Below are 14,769 nucleotides of genomic sequence, written 5' to 3' on the forward strand. Positions count from 1 at the left end.
ACTGCTTCTTACTCTTGGTGCTTGAGTTTGTGTTTCAAGCGTGGAGGGGTCAGTGTCAAAGTCCAAAGAGATGCGCACCGAGTTGTTGCACGAGCTGCGCAACGCCTACGAGGGCGGAGCGAGCATCCGGACGCTCGTTGCCAACACCGGCAGGTCGTACGGGTCGATTCACAGCATGCTGCGCGAGTCGGGTACCACGATGCGCAGCCGGGGCGGGCCCAACCACACGGCTCGGCACCGCTAGACTTCTGCGGACCTAGCCTCGGGCCCAGAATCGTTGCGGCGCACCGAGTTTTCGACCAGGTCGAGGACGGCAGCCAGCCGCTGCGGATCCTCGCCGGAGGCTAGCCGGGCCACCAATCCGTCCAGGACCAGTTCCAGATAGCACTGCAACACGTCACCGGGTACGTCGTCGCGCACCCGGTGGGCTTCCTTCTGCCGTTGCAGTCGATCGTGTGTCGCCGCCGCCAGTTCCGCGGAACGCTCCGACCATCCGCGGCTGAACGCGGGGTCGTTGCGCAGCTTGCGCGCGATCTCCAACCGCGTGGCCAGCCAGTCGAACTGCTCCGGCGCGGCGAGCATGTCGCGCATCACCTGGATCAGGCCCTCGCGCGACGCGACGTCGGCCATCCGCTCGGCGTCCTCGTGCGCGAGCGCGAAAAACAGCGCGTCCTTGTCCCGGAAGTGGTGAAAGATGGCACCGCGCGACATCCCGATCGCCTGTTCCAGCCGCCGCACCGTGGCTCTGTCATAGCCGTGTTCGGCGAAGCAACGACGAGCACCATCGAGGATCTGGCGGCGGCGCGCCGCCAGATGGTCCTCGCTGACTTTGGGCACCGGCGGCTTCGGCTAGCCGGACTTGAGCATGTTGCGCAGCACGTACTGCAGGATGCCACCGTTGCGGTAGTAGTCGGCCTCACCGGGGGTGTCGATGCGCACCACCGCGTCGAACTCGATGTCTCCGGCCTTGACATGCACCGTTTTCGGCGTCTTGCCGTCGTTGAGCGCGTCGATGCCGGTGATGTCGAACACCTCGGTGCCGTCCAGCCCCAGCTCTTGGGCCGTCTTGCCCTCGGGGAACTGCAGCGGAATCACGCCCATCCCGATCAGGTTGGAGCGGTGGATGCGCTCGAAGGACTCGGCGATCACCGCCCGCACGCCCAGCAGCCGGGTTCCCTTGGCTGCCCAGTCGCGGGACGACCCCGACCCGTACTCCTTGCCGCCCAGCACCACCAGCGGAATGTTTTCTGCCGCATAGTTTTGCGCCGCGTCGTAGATGAACGCTTGCGGACCGCCGTCCTGGGTGAAGTCGCGGGTGTATCCGCCCGACACGTCGTCGAGCAGCAAGTTGCGCAGCCGGATGTTGGCGAACGTGCCGCGGATCATCACCTCGTGATTGCCGCGCCGCGACCCGAAGGAGTTGTAGTCCTTGCGGTCCACGCCGTGCTCGTCGAGGTACTGCGCGGCCGGGGTGCCCGGCTTGATGCTGCTGGCGGGGGAGATGTGGTCGGTGGTCACCGAGTCGCCCAGCAGCGCCAGTACCCGGGCGCCGGTGATGTCGCCGACCGGCTCGGGCTCGGCGGGCATGCCCTCGAAGTACGGGGGCTTGCGCACATACGTCGAATCCGCGTTCCACTCAAAGGTATTGCCGCTCGGGGTGGGCAGATTGCGCCACCGTTCGTCACCCTTGAACACGTCACCGTAGTTCTTGGTGAACATCTCCTGATTGATCGCCGAGGCGATGGTGTCGGAGACGTCTTGCTGCGACGGCCAGATGTCTTTGAGGAAGACGTCGTTGCCGTCGTTGTCCTTGCCCAGCGGCTGACTCTCGAAGTCGAAGTCCATGGTCCCGGCCAGTGCGTAGGCCACCACCAGCGGCGGTGAAGCCAGGTAGTTCATTTTCACGTCCGGGTTGATGCGGCCTTCGAAGTTCCGGTTGCCCGACAACACCGCCGTCACCGAAAGATCGTTGTCGTTAATGGCTTTCGAAATTTCTTCCGGCAGCGGGCCCGAGTTGCCGATGCACGTGGTGCAGCCGTAGCCGACCAGATAGAAGCCGAGCTTCTCCAGGTAGGGCCAGAGGCCGGCCTTGTGGTAGTAGTCGTTGACCACCTGGGAACCCGGCGCCATCGTGGTCTTGACCCACGGCTTGGACGCCAGGCCCTTCTCGACGGCGTTGCGGGCCAACAGCGCTGCGCCCAGCATCACCTCGGGGTTGGAGGTGTTCGTGCACGACGTGACCGCCGCGATCACCACCGCGCCGTGGTCGAGCACGAATTCGCCACGCTCGTCGGACTTGACCGTCACCGGGCTGCTGGGTCGACCCTTGGAATGGGCGGCCGCCGAATGCACCTGGGGGACGTCGTCGGCGTGCCCGTTGGACACCGCGCCCGGATCGCTGGCCGGGAACGTCTCCTCGACCGACTCGTCCAGTTTCGAGTAACCCTGCTTGCCGTCCTCGTCGCCGTCGACGTAGCTCAGAATCTGTTCGCGGAACGTGGACTTGGCCGCCGACAAGGCGATTCGGTCCTGCGGGCGCTTCGGCCCGGCGATCGACGGCACCACCGTGGACAGGTCGAGCTCGAGGTACTCGGAGAACGCCGGCTCGTGGGCCGGGTCGTGCCACATGCCCTGCTCCTTGGCGTAGGCCTCGACCAGTGCCAGTTGCTCGTCGGTGCGGCCGGTGAACTTCAGGTAGGAGATGGTCTCCTCGTCGATCGGGAAAATCGCTGCGGTGGAACCGAATTCGGGGCTCATGTTGCCCAGCGTGGCGCGGTTGGCCAACGGCACCTCCGAAACGCCCTTGCCGTAGAACTCGACGAACTTGCCGACCACCCCGTGCTTACGCAACATCTCGGTGACGGTCAGCACCACATCGGTGGCGGTGACGCCCGGCTGAATCTCGCCGGTCAGCTTGAAACCGACGACGCGCGGGATCAGCATCGACACCGGCTGGCCGAGCATCGCGGCCTCGGCCTCGATGCCACCCACGCCCCAGCCGAGCACGCCGAGGCCGTTGACCATCGTCGTGTGCGAGTCGGTGCCCACGCAGGTGTCGGGGTATGCGGTGACTTTTCCCGCGCCGTCTGCGCGGGACATCACGACGCTGGCCAGGTACTCGATGTTGACCTGGTGCACGATGCCGGTGCCCGGCGGGACGACCTTGAAGTCGTCGAAAGCGCCCTGCCCCCAGCGCAGGAACTGGTAGCGCTCACCGTTGCGCTGATATTCGATCTCGACGTTGCGCTCGAACGCGTCGGGGGTGCCGAACAGGTCCGCGATCACCGAGTGGTCGATCACCAGGTCGGCCGGCGCCAGCGGGTTGACCTTCTCCGCCTTGCCGCCCAGCTCGCCGATCGCCTCACGCATGGTGGCCAGGTCGACGATGCACGGCACGCCGGTGAAGTCCTGCATGACCACGCGGGCGGGGGTGTATTGGATCTCAATGCTGGGCTCCGCCTTGGGATCCCAATTCGCGATCGCCTCGATGTGGTCCTTGGTGATGTTGGCGCCGTCCTCGTTGCGCAGCAGGTTCTCGGCCAGAACCTTCAGGCTGTAGGGGAGCTTCTGCGTATTGGGGACGGCGTCGAGGCGATAAATCTCATAGCTCTTGTCGCCGACCTTCAGGGTGTCGCGGGCTCCGAACGAATTCACAGAATCTTTGCTGGTCACATCAACTCCCTCGGATTAAGTTCTTCCGCCGACGGGCCGTGTCGGCGGCGCATCGCCAACCTTAACAGTACGCTTGTCCTGCAATACAGCGGCACATCAATTTTCAGTCTTGTCGGGTCTGGGCCGGGTCGAAACCCCATTTCCCTACTGTTCGCGTACGGTGCCTGTAGCGCTTGGGCTGTTTAGCGGGAGGAGGCACACAGTGACCGGGCAGGGTTCGTTCGACCAGTTGCCGCAGAACACCTTCTTCATGCACCCGGTCCTGCCGGCCTACATCCCGCAAGACGTCGACATGGCGGAGGTCAAAGCGCAGGTCGCCGCCTCCGGCGTCAGCGCGCCCCCGAACATCAAGCCGGCCCTGCTCGTCGTGGTCGACCAAGCGCATGCCGCCGGCATCGACCTGAAAATCGTGCTGCTCGACCACAACCCGCCCAACGACACACCGCTACGCGACATCTCCACCGTGGTCGGCGCCGACTATCCCAACGCGACGGTCTTGACGCTCAGCCCGAACTTCGTCGGCACCTACAGCACCCAGTTCCCGCGCGTCACCCTGGAGGCCGGCGAGGACATCGCCAAGACGGGCAATCCGGTGGTCTCGGCGCAGCACTTTCTGCACGAGCTACAGACGCCCGAATTTCCCTGGACCGGGCTGACCATTTTCTTGCTGATCGCTGTGCTCGCCGCCGCCGTCGGCGCCCGGTTCCTGCAGTCGCGCAGTAGGCGGTCAGCAACCTCGGCGGAGGCGGCCGACTCGCCCTCGGAAAAGCCCGCTGAGGGCGGCTAACCAAGCGCATCCGATTCGGCCGGGCGAATTCACGACTCGGCACGGCAAATCCCGTAGGTCACCGTTCGGTCACATTAAACGCACGTAGACGGTTGCGATTCGTGACGAGCATATCTTCGTCGATCCCTGTGACGTACGGTGCAAATGATGCTCGTGTTGTCTTTGGCGCTTGTAGTGAAAAAAGGGGCTGGCGCCGCCGTCCGCGTTGAGCCCAAGGGGAGCTAAGTCGAATGAGACTCACACGCCGGGGCTCTGCTGCGCGACCATTCGCCAGGCTGGTCCGCCCGGTCCTTCCGTCGGTCCTGAGTGTGGTCGTCCTCCTCACCACACCGGGTCTGGCGCAGGCCGATCCGAGCGCCGACAGCCTCGGCGCGCTGATCGCCAACGTCGCCAAGGCCAACCAGCGCCTGGAAGACCTGAGCGCCGAAATCCAGGGCGAGCAAGAAGCCGTCAACAAGGCCCTCGTCGATGTGGAGACCGCCCGGGACAACGTGACCGCGGCCGAGCACGACCTCGAGGTCAGTCGGCAATCGGTCAAGGATGCCAACGCGGCAATCGCTGCGGCACAACGTCGTTTCAACACCTTCGCGGCGGCCACCTATATGAACGGCCCGTCGGGCAGCTACCTGACCGCGCGCAGTCCCGAGGACATCATCGCCACCGAAAGCGCCTCGAGGACCCTGGCGGCCAGCGCCCAGACGGTGATGGACAACCTGCAGCGGGCCCGCACCGAGCAGGTGAACAAGGAGTCGGCCGCGCGGCTGGCCAAGCAGAAGGCCGAAAAGGCCGCTGCCGACGCGAAATCCAGCCAGGATGCCGCGGTCGCCGCGCTGACCAACTCGAAGCACAAATTCGAAGAACAGCGTGCGCAGATCGCCCGCCTGGCCGCCGAGCGCGACGAGGCACAGGCCAAACTTCAGCAGGCCCAACTCGCGTCCGCGCATTGGTCGACCGGCGGCGGGGCAAGCGCGCCGGCCTCGGGTGACCGCTGGGACCCGGGAGCGCCGGCCGGGACGGCCCCGTCCGGGGGAAGGCGCTGGGACGGTTGGGATCCCACGCTGCCGATGGTGCCGAGTGCCAACGTGCCGGGTGACCCCATCGCGGTGATCAACCAGGTGCTGGGCATCTCGGCGACCTCGACACAGGTCACCGCGCAAATGGGCAAGGGCTTCCTGCAGTCGATCGGCATTCTCAAGCCCGACGACACCGGCATCACCAACGCCACGCCGAACGGGGTCGGCGGACGCATCCCGCGTGTCTACGGGCGGCAGGCGTCCGAATACGTGATCCGGCGCGGCATGTCGCAGATCGGCGTGCCCTACTCCTGGGGCGGTGGCAACGCGGCCGGCCCGAGTAAAGGCATCGACTCCGGTGCCGGCATCACCGGTTTCGACTGCTCGGGCCTGGTCCTGTACTCGTTCGCCGGGGTGGGCATCAAGCTGCCGCACTATTCGGGCTCGCAGTACAACTTGGGCCGCAAGATCCCGTCCTCCCAGATGCGTCGCGGCGACGTCATCTTCTACGGCCCGGGCGGCAGCCAGCACGTGACGATCTACCTCGGTCAGGGCCAGATGCTCGAGGCCCCTGACGTCGGCTTGAAGGTGCGGGTGGCGCCAGTGCGCACCAGCGGCATGACCCCCTACGTGGTCCGCTACATCGAATACTGACGAGGAGCCATGCGGCACAAGCGTTTTCGCCTGACCAACTTGGCCTGTATCACCACACTGGTGACCGGGCTGATGTTGTCTGTCGCCGCCCCGGCCGACGCCGACCCCGGCGCCTGGGATCCGACGCTGCCCGCCCAGATCAGCGCCGGCGCCCCGGGTGATCCGCTCGCGGTCGCCAACGCTTCGCTGCAAGCCACCGCGCAGGCCACCCAGACCACGATGGACCTGGGCCGGCAATTCCTCGGCGGTCTCGGGATCAACATCCTCGGTGACCCCGCGCCCGCCGCCGCCACGCCCACCAACCCGGGCGGCAAGATCCCGCGCGTCTACGGCCGCCAGGCCATCGAGTACGTGATCAAGCGGATGGGCTCCCAGATGGGTGTGCCGTATTCGTGGGGCGGCGGCTCGCTGCAGGGCCCGAGCAAGGGCATCGACGAAGGCGCCAACATCACCGGGTTCGACTGCTCGGGCCTGATGCGGTACGGGTTCGCCGGGGTCGGGGTGCTGATCCCGCGGTTCTCCGGTGACCAGTACAACGCGGGGCGCCACATCCCGCCCAGCGAGGCCCGTCGCGGCGACCTGATCTTTTACGGTCCCGGCGGCGGCCAGCACGTCACGATGTATCTGGGCAACGGCCAGATGTTGGAGGCATCCGGAAGCGCGGGCAAAGTGACGGTGAGCCCCGTGCGCAAGCCCGGTATGACGCCGTACCTGACTAGGATCATCGAGTACTGACCCTGATTTGCTCGTCAGCGAACCGTGACGTCGACGGAATCCCAGGGGCCTGGAATAGTTGGACGAGGGCGCGCCGCTGCCCCACGACATTCGTCGTGATGAACAGAAGAGGTTGTAGTAGATGACAGCAGCAGGTGGGCCGCCCCCGGGCGCCAGCGGTTACTCGGGTCCGGGCGGACAGTCTGGCCCCGGAGCCCATGCGGCGCCCTCGGGTGGCGCCGACGGATTGGCTGCCGAAGTGCACACCCTGGAACGGGCCATTTTCGAGGTCAAGCGGATCATCGTGGGCCAGGACCAGCTCGTCGAGCGAATGCTGGTCGGTCTGCTGTCCAAGGGGCACGTGCTGCTCGAAGGTGTGCCCGGCGTCGCCAAGACGCTGGCCGTCGAAACGTTCGCGAAGGTGGTCGGCGGGACGTTCGCGCGTATCCAGTTCACGCCCGACCTGGTGCCCACCGACATCATCGGTACCCGCATCTACCGGCAGGGCAAGGAAGAGTTCGACACCGAGCTCGGTCCGGTCGTGGTCAACTTCCTGCTCGCCGACGAGATCAACCGGGCGCCCGCCAAGGTGCAGTCGGCGCTGCTGGAGGTCATGGCCGAGCGTCAGGTGTCGATCGGTGGTAAGCGGTTCCCGCTGCCCAACCCATTCCTGGTGATGGCGACGCAGAACCCGATCGAGCACGAGGGCGTCTACCAGCTGCCCGAGGCGCAGCGCGACCGCTTCCTGTTCAAGATCAACGTCGGCTACCCCTCACCCGAGGAAGAGCGCGAGATCATCTACCGGATGGGCGTCAAGCCGCCGCAGCCCAAGCAGATCCTGGACACCGGCGACCTGCTGCGGCTGCAGGAGATCGCCGCCAACAACTTCGTCCACCACGCGCTGGTCGACTACGTGGTGCGCGTCGTCACCGCGACCCGTCATCCCGAGCAGCTCGGCATGAACGACGTCAAGACCTGGATCTCGTTCGGCGCATCGCCGCGCGCCTCGCTGGGCATCATCGCCGCGGCCCGTTCGCTGGCGTTGGTGCGCGGTCGCGACTACGTGATCCCGCAAGACGTCGTCGAGGTCATCCCCGACGTGCTGCGCCACCGGTTGGTGCTGACCTACGACGCGCTGGCCGACGAGATCTCGCCCGAGATCGTGATCAACAGGGTCCTGCAGACCGTTTCCCTTCCGCAAGTGAATGCCGTTCCGCAACAAGGGCATTCGGTTCCGCCGGTGATGCAGGCTGCGGGCGCGGCTAGCAATCGGTGACCGATCCAAACCCCGCCGCCAAGCCCGCGGCGCTACATCCGCCGTCATTTCAGCGCGGGCAGATCGACGACCCGAAATTATCGGCGGCGCTGCGCACCCTGGAGCTGACGGTCCGGCGCAAGCTCGACGGCGTCCTGCACGGCGACCACCTCGGCCTGATCCCCGGGCCGGGTTCGGAGCCGGGGGAGTCGCGCGAATATCAGCCCGGTGACGACGTCCGGCGGATGGACTGGGCGGTCACCGCGCGCACCACCCACCCGCACGTCCGGCAGATGATCGCCGACCGCGAGCTGGAAACCTGGATGGTGGTCGACATGTCGGCCAGCCTGGACTTCGGGACCACGGTCTGCGAGAAGCGTGACCTGGCGGTGGCCGCCGCCGCGGCGATCACGTTTCTCAACAGCGGTGGCGGCAACCGGCTCGGTGCGCTGATCAGCAATGGGGCGACGACGGTTCGGGTACCGGCCCGGTCTGGGCGTCAACACGAGCAGACGCTGTTGCGCACGATCGCGACCATGCCCAAAGCCCCGACGGGCGTGCGCGGCGACCTGGCGGTGGCCATCGACGCGCTGCGCCGGCCGGAACGCCGCCGGGGCATGGCCGTGATCATCAGCGACTTCCTGGGCCCGATCAACTGGATGCGCCCGCTGCGCGCGATCGCGGCCCGCCACGAGGTGCTGGCCATCGAGGTGCTCGACCCGCGCGATATCGAACTGCCCGATGTGGGCGATGTCGTGCTGCAGGACACCGAAACGGGTGTGACCCGCGAATTCACCGTCGATGCGCAACTGCGGGACGACTTCGCCAAGGCGGCGGCGGCGCATCGTGCCGACGTGGCCCGAACGATTCGCGGTTGTGACGCACCGGTTTTGACGCTGCGCACCGACCGCGACTGGATCGCCGACATCGTCCGCTTCGTGGAGTCCCGCCGGCGTGGGGCTATGGCGGGGCGCCAGTGACTCGCGCTTCTTCCAAGGCGGTGACGGGTCTGCTATGACGATGCCTTTGCTCGGCGCGATGTCGCTGTCCGGGTTCGCTCACGCGTGGTGGTTCCTCTTCCTGCTCGTCGTCGTCGGGTTGGCTGTGCTGTACGTGCTGATGCAGCTGGCCCGCCAGCGGCGGATGCTGCGGTTCGCCAACATGGAGCTGCTGGAAAGCGTGGCCCCGAAGCGGCCCGCGAAATGGCGGCATGTGCCCGCGATCCTGCTGGTGGCCTCGCTGGTGTTGTTGACCGTCGCGATGGCCGGGCCGACCAACGACGTCCGGATTCCCCGCAACCGCGCGGTGGTGATGCTGGTGATCGACGTGTCGCAATCGATGCGGGCCACCGACGTCGAGCCCAACCGGATGGCCGCCGCGCAGGAGGCCGGTAAGCAGTTCGCCGACGAGCTCACCCCCGGCATCAACCTCGGGCTGATCGCCTACGCCGGGACCGCGACGGTGCTGGTGTCGCCGACGACCAATCGCGAAGCGACCAAGGTCGCGCTGGACAAGCTGCAGTTCGCCGACCGCACCGCCACCGGGGAGGGCATTTTCACCGCGCTGCAGGCCATCGCGACCGTCGGCGCGGTCATCGGTGGTGGCGACAAGCCGCCCCCGGCGCGCATCGTCTTGTTCTCCGACGGCAAGGAGACGATGCCGACCAACCCGGACAACCCCAAGGGCGCCTTCACCGCCGCGCGCACCGCCAAGGACCAGGGCGTGCCGATCTCGACGATCTCGTTCGGCACGCCGTACGGCTTCGTCGAGATCAACGACCAGCGCCAGCCGGTGCCGGTGGATGACGAAACCCTGAAGAAGGTCGCTCAGCTGTCCGGCGGGACGTCCTACAACGCCGCGACCCTGCAGGAGCTCAAGGCCGTCTACTCGTCGCTGCAACAGCAGATCGGCTACGAGACGATCAAGGGCGACGCGAGTGTGGGCTGGCTGCGACTGGGTGCGCTGGTGTTGGCACTCGCTGCGCTGGCGGCGCTGCTGATCAACCGCCGTCTGCCCACCTAGCCCTCTGGCCTCGCGAGGCTTTGCCCCGCGAGCGGCGCGCCCTCTTGCCCGCGAGCGTAACGCCACGCTGCTGGATCGCTTGATTTCGCAGCGTGCCGTTACGCTCGACGGGCTCGAGCCGCACGAACGCGGCGGTTGATCTCGTCGGGGTGGTCCTCGGCAACGACGCGAACGACGATCCAGCCCATCTGCTCGAGCATCTCCAGCCGGCGAATGTCCTTGACGTACTGGGCCCGACTGGACCGGTGTTGGTCACCGTCGTACTCCACCGCGACCTTGATCTCCTCCCACCCCATATCCAAATACGCCTCTGCCCAACCCCATTCGTTGCGAACCGCGATCTGAGTCTGCGGCGGTGGGAATCCGGAACTCACCAACAGCAGACGCAGCCAGGTTTCTTTCGGGGACTGCGCTCCGCCATCGACGAGGTCGAGGACGGTTCGCGCGGCTTTCATGCCCCGACGGCCGCGATAGCGGTCGAACAGCAAATCGATATCGGCTTGCTTGAGATCGGTTGCCTGTGTGAGTGCGTCGACCGCTGCAACGGCGATGCCTAACCGATAGCGTCGCGCCAAATCAAGAGCCGTGCGCGCTGGCGTTGTCGCGCGCATGCCGTCGACGATGACGATTTCGTCGGTCTCGATCCGCTCTTCCCAGACGTCCACCCCGGCAGTGCGACGACGGTTGGTGTCGATGATCGCGGCGGGCAGAGCCGCATCGATCCACTTTGCGCCATGCAATGCAGACGCCGAGAAGCCGGCGAGGATGCCCCGGCGCCTCGAGCGCAGCCAACATGCCTTCGCTCGCAACACCGACGTCAGCTGGGCATCCCGAGGCGCGTAGACGTTCTTGTGCAGGGCGATGTAGCGCTTTTCGAGCTCATGGCGTGACAGCCTGCCTGCGGCGAGGGCTTCGCTACCCAAAAACGGGTCAGTCATGCCGGAAGTGTGCCGACAACCCCCGACACCAATGCGCGAGCGTAGCGCCACGTTGCTGTACGCCGCGATATCGCAGCGTGCCGTTACGCTCGCGACCCAAGGGGGTCGCACGAGGGGGGCCCCAGCATCCCCAACACCGAGGCGATAAGTTGGCCAGGTGACTGACATGGCCACTGAGAAAGCCACCAAGGCCGCTACCGCCGGCGGAAGACCCCCATTCGTATCCCGTTCGGTCCTGGTGACAGGCGGAAACCGGGGGATCGGTCTGGCGATCGCGCAGCGGCTGGCCGCCGACGGGCACAAGGTCGCCATCACGCACCGCGGTTCGGGTGCGCCCGAGGGGCTGTTCGGTGTCGTGTGCGACGTCACCGACAACGACGCCGTCGACCGCGCCTTCAAAGAGGTCGAGGAGCACCAGGGTCCGGTCGAGGTGCTGGTGTCCAATGCCGGCATATCCAAGGATGCGTTCCTCATCCGGATGACCGAGGAACGGTTCGAGGAGGTCATCAACGCCAACCTCACCGGGGCGTTCCGGGTGGCCCAGCGCGCGTCACGCAGCATGCAGCGCAACCGATTTGGCCGGATCATCTTCATCGGTTCGGTCTCCGGCAGCTGGGGTATCGGCAACCAGTCAAACTACGCGGCGGCCAAGGCCGGTCTGATCGGCATGGCCCGCTCGATCTCCCGGGAGCTGTCCAAGGCCGGCGTCACCGCGAACGTGGTGGCCCCGGGCTACATCGACACCGAGATGACCCGCTCGCTCGACGAGCGGATCCAAGAGGGTGCCCTGGAATTCATCCCGGCCAAGCGGGTCGGCACCGCGGAAGAGGTCGCCGGGGCGGTCAGCTTTCTGGCGTCCGAAGATGCGAGCTACATCGCCGGTGCCGTGATTCCGGTTGACGGCGGCATGGGCATGGGCCACTGAGAGAAGGACGGAAATGTCAGGACTGCTCGAAGGCAAGCGGATCCTCGTCACGGGGATCATCACCGACTCGTCGATCGCGTTTCACATCGCCAAGGCGGCGCAGGAGGCAGGCGCGCAACTGGTGCTGACCGGGTTCGACCGGTTGCGGCTGATCCAGCGCATCGCCGACCGGCTGCCGGAGAAGGCTCCGCTGATCGAACTCGACGTGCAGAACGAGAAGCACCTGGACTCCCTTGCCGACCGGGTCACCGCCGAGATCGGCGAGGGCAACAAGCTCGACGGCGCCGTGCACTCCATCGGATTCATGCCGCAGACCGGCATGGGCATCAACCCGTTCTTCGACGCGCCCTACGCGGATGTGTCGAAGGGCATCCACATCTCGGCGTACTCGTATGCTTCGCTGGCCAAAGCGGTGCTGCCGATTATGAATTCGGGCGGCTCGATCGTCGGGATGGACTTCGATCCGACCCGGGCGATGCCGGCGTATAACTGGATGACGGTCGCCAAGAGCGCGCTGGAATCGGTCAACCGGTTCGTGGCCCGCGAGGCCGGTAAGGTCGGTGTGCGCTCGAATCTCGTTGCCGCCGGCCCGATCCGGACGCTCGCGATGAGCGCGATCGTCGGTGGCGCGCTCGGCGAGGAGGCCGGTGCCCAGATGCAGCTGCTCGAGGAGGGCTGGGATCAGCGTGCCCCGATCGGCTGGAACATGAAGGACCCGACGCCTGTCGCCAAGACGGTGTGCGCGCTGCTGTCGGACTGGCTGCCGGCCACCACCGGCACCATCATCTACGCCGACGGCGGCGCCAGCACCCAATTGCTGTAGCCCGGCAATGGATTTCGATGCCGTCCTGCTGCTGTCCTTCGGCGGCCCAGAAGGGCCTGAGCAGGTTCGCCCCTTCCTGGAGAACGTCACCCGGGGCCGCAATGTGCCACCGGAACGCCTCGACGACGTCGCGGAGCACTACCTGCATTTCGGCGGCGTCTCACCGATCAACGGCATCAACCGGGCGCTGATCGCGCAGCTGGAAGCGGAGCTGCGTAATCGCGGCTCTGATCTCCCGGTGTATTTCGGCAACCGCAACTGGGAGCCTTACGTCGAAGACGCCGTAAAGGCAATGCGCGACAACGGTGTTCGTCGCGCCGCGGTGTTCACTACGTCAGCGTGGAGCGGGTATTCCAGCTGCACGCAATACAGCGAAGACATCGCCCGTGCCCGTGCGGCCGCGGGGCCGGATGCGCCTGAGTTGGTCAAGCTGCGGCCGTATTTCGACCACCCGCGCTTCGTGCGGATCTTCGCCGACACCCTCGGTGCGGCCTCCGGCGCGTTGACCGCCGAGCAACAGGCCGGCGCGCGTCTGGTCTTCACCGCGCATTCGATTCCGGTGGCCGCCGACGAGCGCGTCGGCCCGCGGCTGTACAGCCGCCAAGTCGCTTACGCCGCAAGCCTTGTCGCGGCGGCCGCCGGGTACACCGAGTACGACCTGGCCTGGCAGTCCCGTTCGGGGCCGCCGCAGGTGCCATGGCTGGAACCCGATGTCGCCGACCATCTCACGACGCTGACCGCCGCCGGCACCAAGTCGGTCATCATCTGTCCGGTCGGTTTTGTGGCCGACCACATCGAGGTGGTGTGGGATCTCGATACCGAGTTGGCGGCCCAGGCCGAAGCGGCCGGCGTGGCGCTGGTGCGGGCTTCGACGCCCAACGCGCATCCGCGATTCGCTCAGCTGGCCGCGGACCTGATCGACGAGCTGCGCGAAGGCCGCGCGCCCGAGCGGGTGACGGGCCCCGATCCGGTGCCGGGCTGCCTGGCCAGCGTCAACGGCGCGGCCTGCTGCCCGCCGCATTGTGTTGCGCGCGCGGACGGTTAGTCGGTCCAGGCCGAGTGCAGGATCGCGTTCACCGCGGCCATCCGCGCCGAACGCACCACCGCGTTGAGTGGCCGCAGCGCGTCGCCGGCGATCCGTGCCTCCGACGAGGATTGCGTGCCGAGCGGTTCCAGGCCCGCGGCGATCGGCGCGGTGGAGTCGGCCCGGCTGAGCCCGGCGCTCACCGCGATGATGGCATCGACGTGTGCGGCGTTCTCCAGCACCCGCAACGCACGCGACGGCGCGTGGTCCGGAATCCGGTGTTGCCGTGTGGATTCCAGCAGCTGCTCGACGAGGCCTCGCGGATCGTCGATGTCGCTTGCCGATCCCAGCCCGATGGCGCCAAGCGCATCGGCGGCCGAACGCACGGCCGAGCGCAGCGAGTATTCGGCATCGCCCAGCTCGTGATGGTCGAACAACGGCGCGCCGGGCAGCGAGTACACCGTCCAGGACAGCGCGCACAGCTCCGGCGGAGCGTCGTCGGCCTCGTCAAGATCGTCATAGGAGAACTCGGGCACCAGGCCGACCGCGGCGGTGGGATCGTCGGGGTGGGTGATGATCACCGCCTCGCCGGCGGCCAGGGCGTCGCGCTCGAACTGGGTCCCGGGGGCCAGGCCGCGCACGTCGCCGGGAACCGGCAACACCACGTTGATCGTCCCGCGCAACGGAGCGGCCGCCCCCGGCAGCGTCACCCGGCCAACCGCGGCGCGCAGCGTCTGCAACAACGAGACGCTCCCGGCGTCGTGGACGTCGGGCCATGGCAGCCCGGTGTGACCGGCGGCGACCGCATCATACGCGGTGACGGATTGTTTTGGCGCCCAAAGAGATAACGCGTCCAACACGTCGTCGGGCGCGGCCTTGCCCGCGAGCCAGGCGTTGGCCCACACGGACAGCGAAACACTCGGACACCACATGATCTCGCAG

Annotated in this window: 13 protein-coding genes and 1 pseudogene; 10 read left to right on the forward strand and 4 right to left on the reverse strand. The window is 66.8% G+C overall.

From position 1 onward, the window contains the following. The first annotated feature begins 52 nt into the window (after window positions 1–52). Window positions 53–244, forward strand: coding sequence for a helix-turn-helix domain-containing protein (locus BN973_RS13175; protein ID WP_036468674.1), 192 nt, complete (start codon window positions 53–55; stop codon window positions 242–244). On the opposite strand, the gene BN973_RS13180 is transcribed toward BN973_RS13175, so the two are convergent. Both BN973_RS13180 and BN973_RS13185 read right to left on the reverse strand, forming a co-directional pair. Continuing rightward, a complete protein-coding gene (locus BN973_RS13180) occupies window positions 241–837 on the reverse strand; it encodes a TetR/AcrR family transcriptional regulator (protein WP_036468675.1) in 597 nt (198 codons plus the stop codon). The genes BN973_RS13175 and BN973_RS13180 overlap by 4 nt on opposite strands. Before the next feature lie 12 nt (window positions 838–849). Further along, window positions 850–3,672, reverse strand: coding sequence for an aconitate hydratase (locus BN973_RS13185; RefSeq protein ID WP_139830213.1), 2,823 nt, complete (start codon window positions 3,670–3,672; stop codon window positions 850–852). Window positions 3,673–3,922: 250 nt separating this feature from the next. Between BN973_RS13185 and BN973_RS13190 the strand changes: the two genes are divergently transcribed. From BN973_RS13190 to BN973_RS13215, 6 genes are all read left to right on the forward strand, one after another. Next, window positions 3,923–4,459 (forward strand): Rv1476 family membrane protein, encoded by a 537-nt coding sequence (locus BN973_RS13190; protein WP_036472366.1) that lies wholly within the window; start codon window positions 3,923–3,925, stop codon window positions 4,457–4,459. A gap of 230 nt (window positions 4,460–4,689) precedes the next feature. Continuing rightward, window positions 4,690–6,126: an NlpC/P60 family peptidoglycan endopeptidase RipA gene (gene ripA, locus BN973_RS13195; RefSeq protein WP_036468676.1), complete on the forward strand. Its 1,437-nt coding sequence runs from the start codon at window positions 4,690–4,692 to the stop codon at window positions 6,124–6,126. Window positions 6,127–6,135: 9 nt separating this feature from the next. Continuing rightward, the gene (ripB, locus tag BN973_RS13200) at window positions 6,136–6,861 is read left to right on the forward strand and encodes an NlpC/P60 family peptidoglycan endopeptidase RipB (protein ID WP_036468677.1); all 726 of its coding nucleotides are present in this window, start codon (window positions 6,136–6,138) and stop codon (window positions 6,859–6,861) included. A 121-nt stretch (window positions 6,862–6,982) separates the two neighbouring features. Then, window positions 6,983–8,116 carry a chaperone MoxR1 gene (gene moxR1, locus BN973_RS13205; RefSeq protein WP_036468678.1) on the forward strand — a complete coding sequence of 378 codons (1,134 nt, stop codon included), beginning with the start codon at window positions 6,983–6,985 and terminating at the stop codon, window positions 8,114–8,116. Next, entirely contained in the window at window positions 8,113–9,075 is a 963-nt protein-coding gene (locus BN973_RS13210; RefSeq protein WP_036468680.1) for a DUF58 domain-containing protein, read from the forward strand. Before moxR1 ends, BN973_RS13210 begins: the two co-directional genes overlap by 4 nt. Window positions 9,076–9,109: 34 nt before the next feature. Further along, window positions 9,110–10,117: a VWA domain-containing protein gene (locus BN973_RS13215; protein WP_036468681.1), complete on the forward strand. Its 1,008-nt coding sequence runs from the start codon at window positions 9,110–9,112 to the stop codon at window positions 10,115–10,117. Between the two features lie 98 nt (window positions 10,118–10,215). On the opposite strand, the gene BN973_RS13220 is transcribed toward BN973_RS13215, so the two are convergent. Continuing rightward, entirely contained in the window at window positions 10,216–11,055 is an 840-nt protein-coding gene (locus tag BN973_RS13220) for a DUF559 domain-containing protein (RefSeq protein ID WP_036468683.1), read from the reverse strand. A gap of 166 nt (window positions 11,056–11,221) precedes the next feature. Here BN973_RS13220 and fabG1 point away from each other — a divergent pair, with 166 nt between their 5' ends. The 3 genes and pseudogenes from fabG1 (at window position 11,222) to BN973_RS13235 (ending at window position 13,915) form a co-directional block, all read left to right on the forward strand. Then, window positions 11,222–11,980 (forward strand): 3-oxoacyl-ACP reductase FabG1, encoded by a 759-nt coding sequence (gene fabG1, locus BN973_RS13225; protein ID WP_036468685.1) that lies wholly within the window; start codon window positions 11,222–11,224, stop codon window positions 11,978–11,980. Window positions 11,981–11,993: 13 nt separating this feature from the next. Next, entirely contained in the window at window positions 11,994–12,803 is an 810-nt protein-coding gene (gene inhA / locus BN973_RS13230; RefSeq protein WP_036468686.1) for an NADH-dependent enoyl-ACP reductase InhA, read from the forward strand. 7 nt (window positions 12,804–12,810) lie between these two features. Continuing rightward, window positions 12,811–13,915, forward strand: a pseudogene (locus BN973_RS13235) (ferrochelatase). Here the strand turns inward: BN973_RS13235 and BN973_RS13240 are convergent. After that, complete coding sequence (locus BN973_RS13240; protein WP_036472367.1) at window positions 13,845–14,759, reverse strand: hypothetical protein; 915 nt, start codon at window positions 14,757–14,759, stop codon at window positions 13,845–13,847. The pseudogene BN973_RS13235 and the gene BN973_RS13240 overlap by 71 nt on opposite strands. Window positions 14,760–14,769: the final 10 nt, after the last annotated feature.

Source organism: Mycobacterium triplex (assembly GCF_000689255.1).
GTDB lineage: Bacteria > Actinomycetota > Actinomycetes > Mycobacteriales > Mycobacteriaceae > Mycobacterium > Mycobacterium triplex.

Coding starts and splice junctions, on each gene's coding strand:
- fabG1 (WP_036468685.1), top strand. CDS start 11,222: ATGGCCACTGAGAAAGCCACCAAGGCCGCTACCGCCGGCGGAAGACCC.
- ripA (WP_036468676.1), top strand. CDS start 4,690: ATGAGACTCACACGCCGGGGCTCTGCTGCGCGACCATTCGCCAGGCTG.
- BN973_RS13215 (WP_036468681.1), top strand. CDS start 9,110: ATGACGATGCCTTTGCTCGGCGCGATGTCGCTGTCCGGGTTCGCTCAC.
- BN973_RS13190 (WP_036472366.1), top strand. CDS start 3,923: ATGCACCCGGTCCTGCCGGCCTACATCCCGCAAGACGTCGACATGGCG.
- moxR1 (WP_036468678.1), top strand. CDS start 6,983: ATGACAGCAGCAGGTGGGCCGCCCCCGGGCGCCAGCGGTTACTCGGGT.
- BN973_RS13240 (WP_036472367.1), bottom strand. CDS start 14,759: ATGTGGTGTCCGAGTGTTTCGCTGTCCGTGTGGGCCAACGCCTGGCTC.
- ripB (WP_036468677.1), top strand. CDS start 6,136: ATGCGGCACAAGCGTTTTCGCCTGACCAACTTGGCCTGTATCACCACA.
- BN973_RS13220 (WP_036468683.1), bottom strand. CDS start 11,055: ATGACTGACCCGTTTTTGGGTAGCGAAGCCCTCGCCGCAGGCAGGCTG.
- inhA (WP_036468686.1), top strand. CDS start 11,994: ATGTCAGGACTGCTCGAAGGCAAGCGGATCCTCGTCACGGGGATCATC.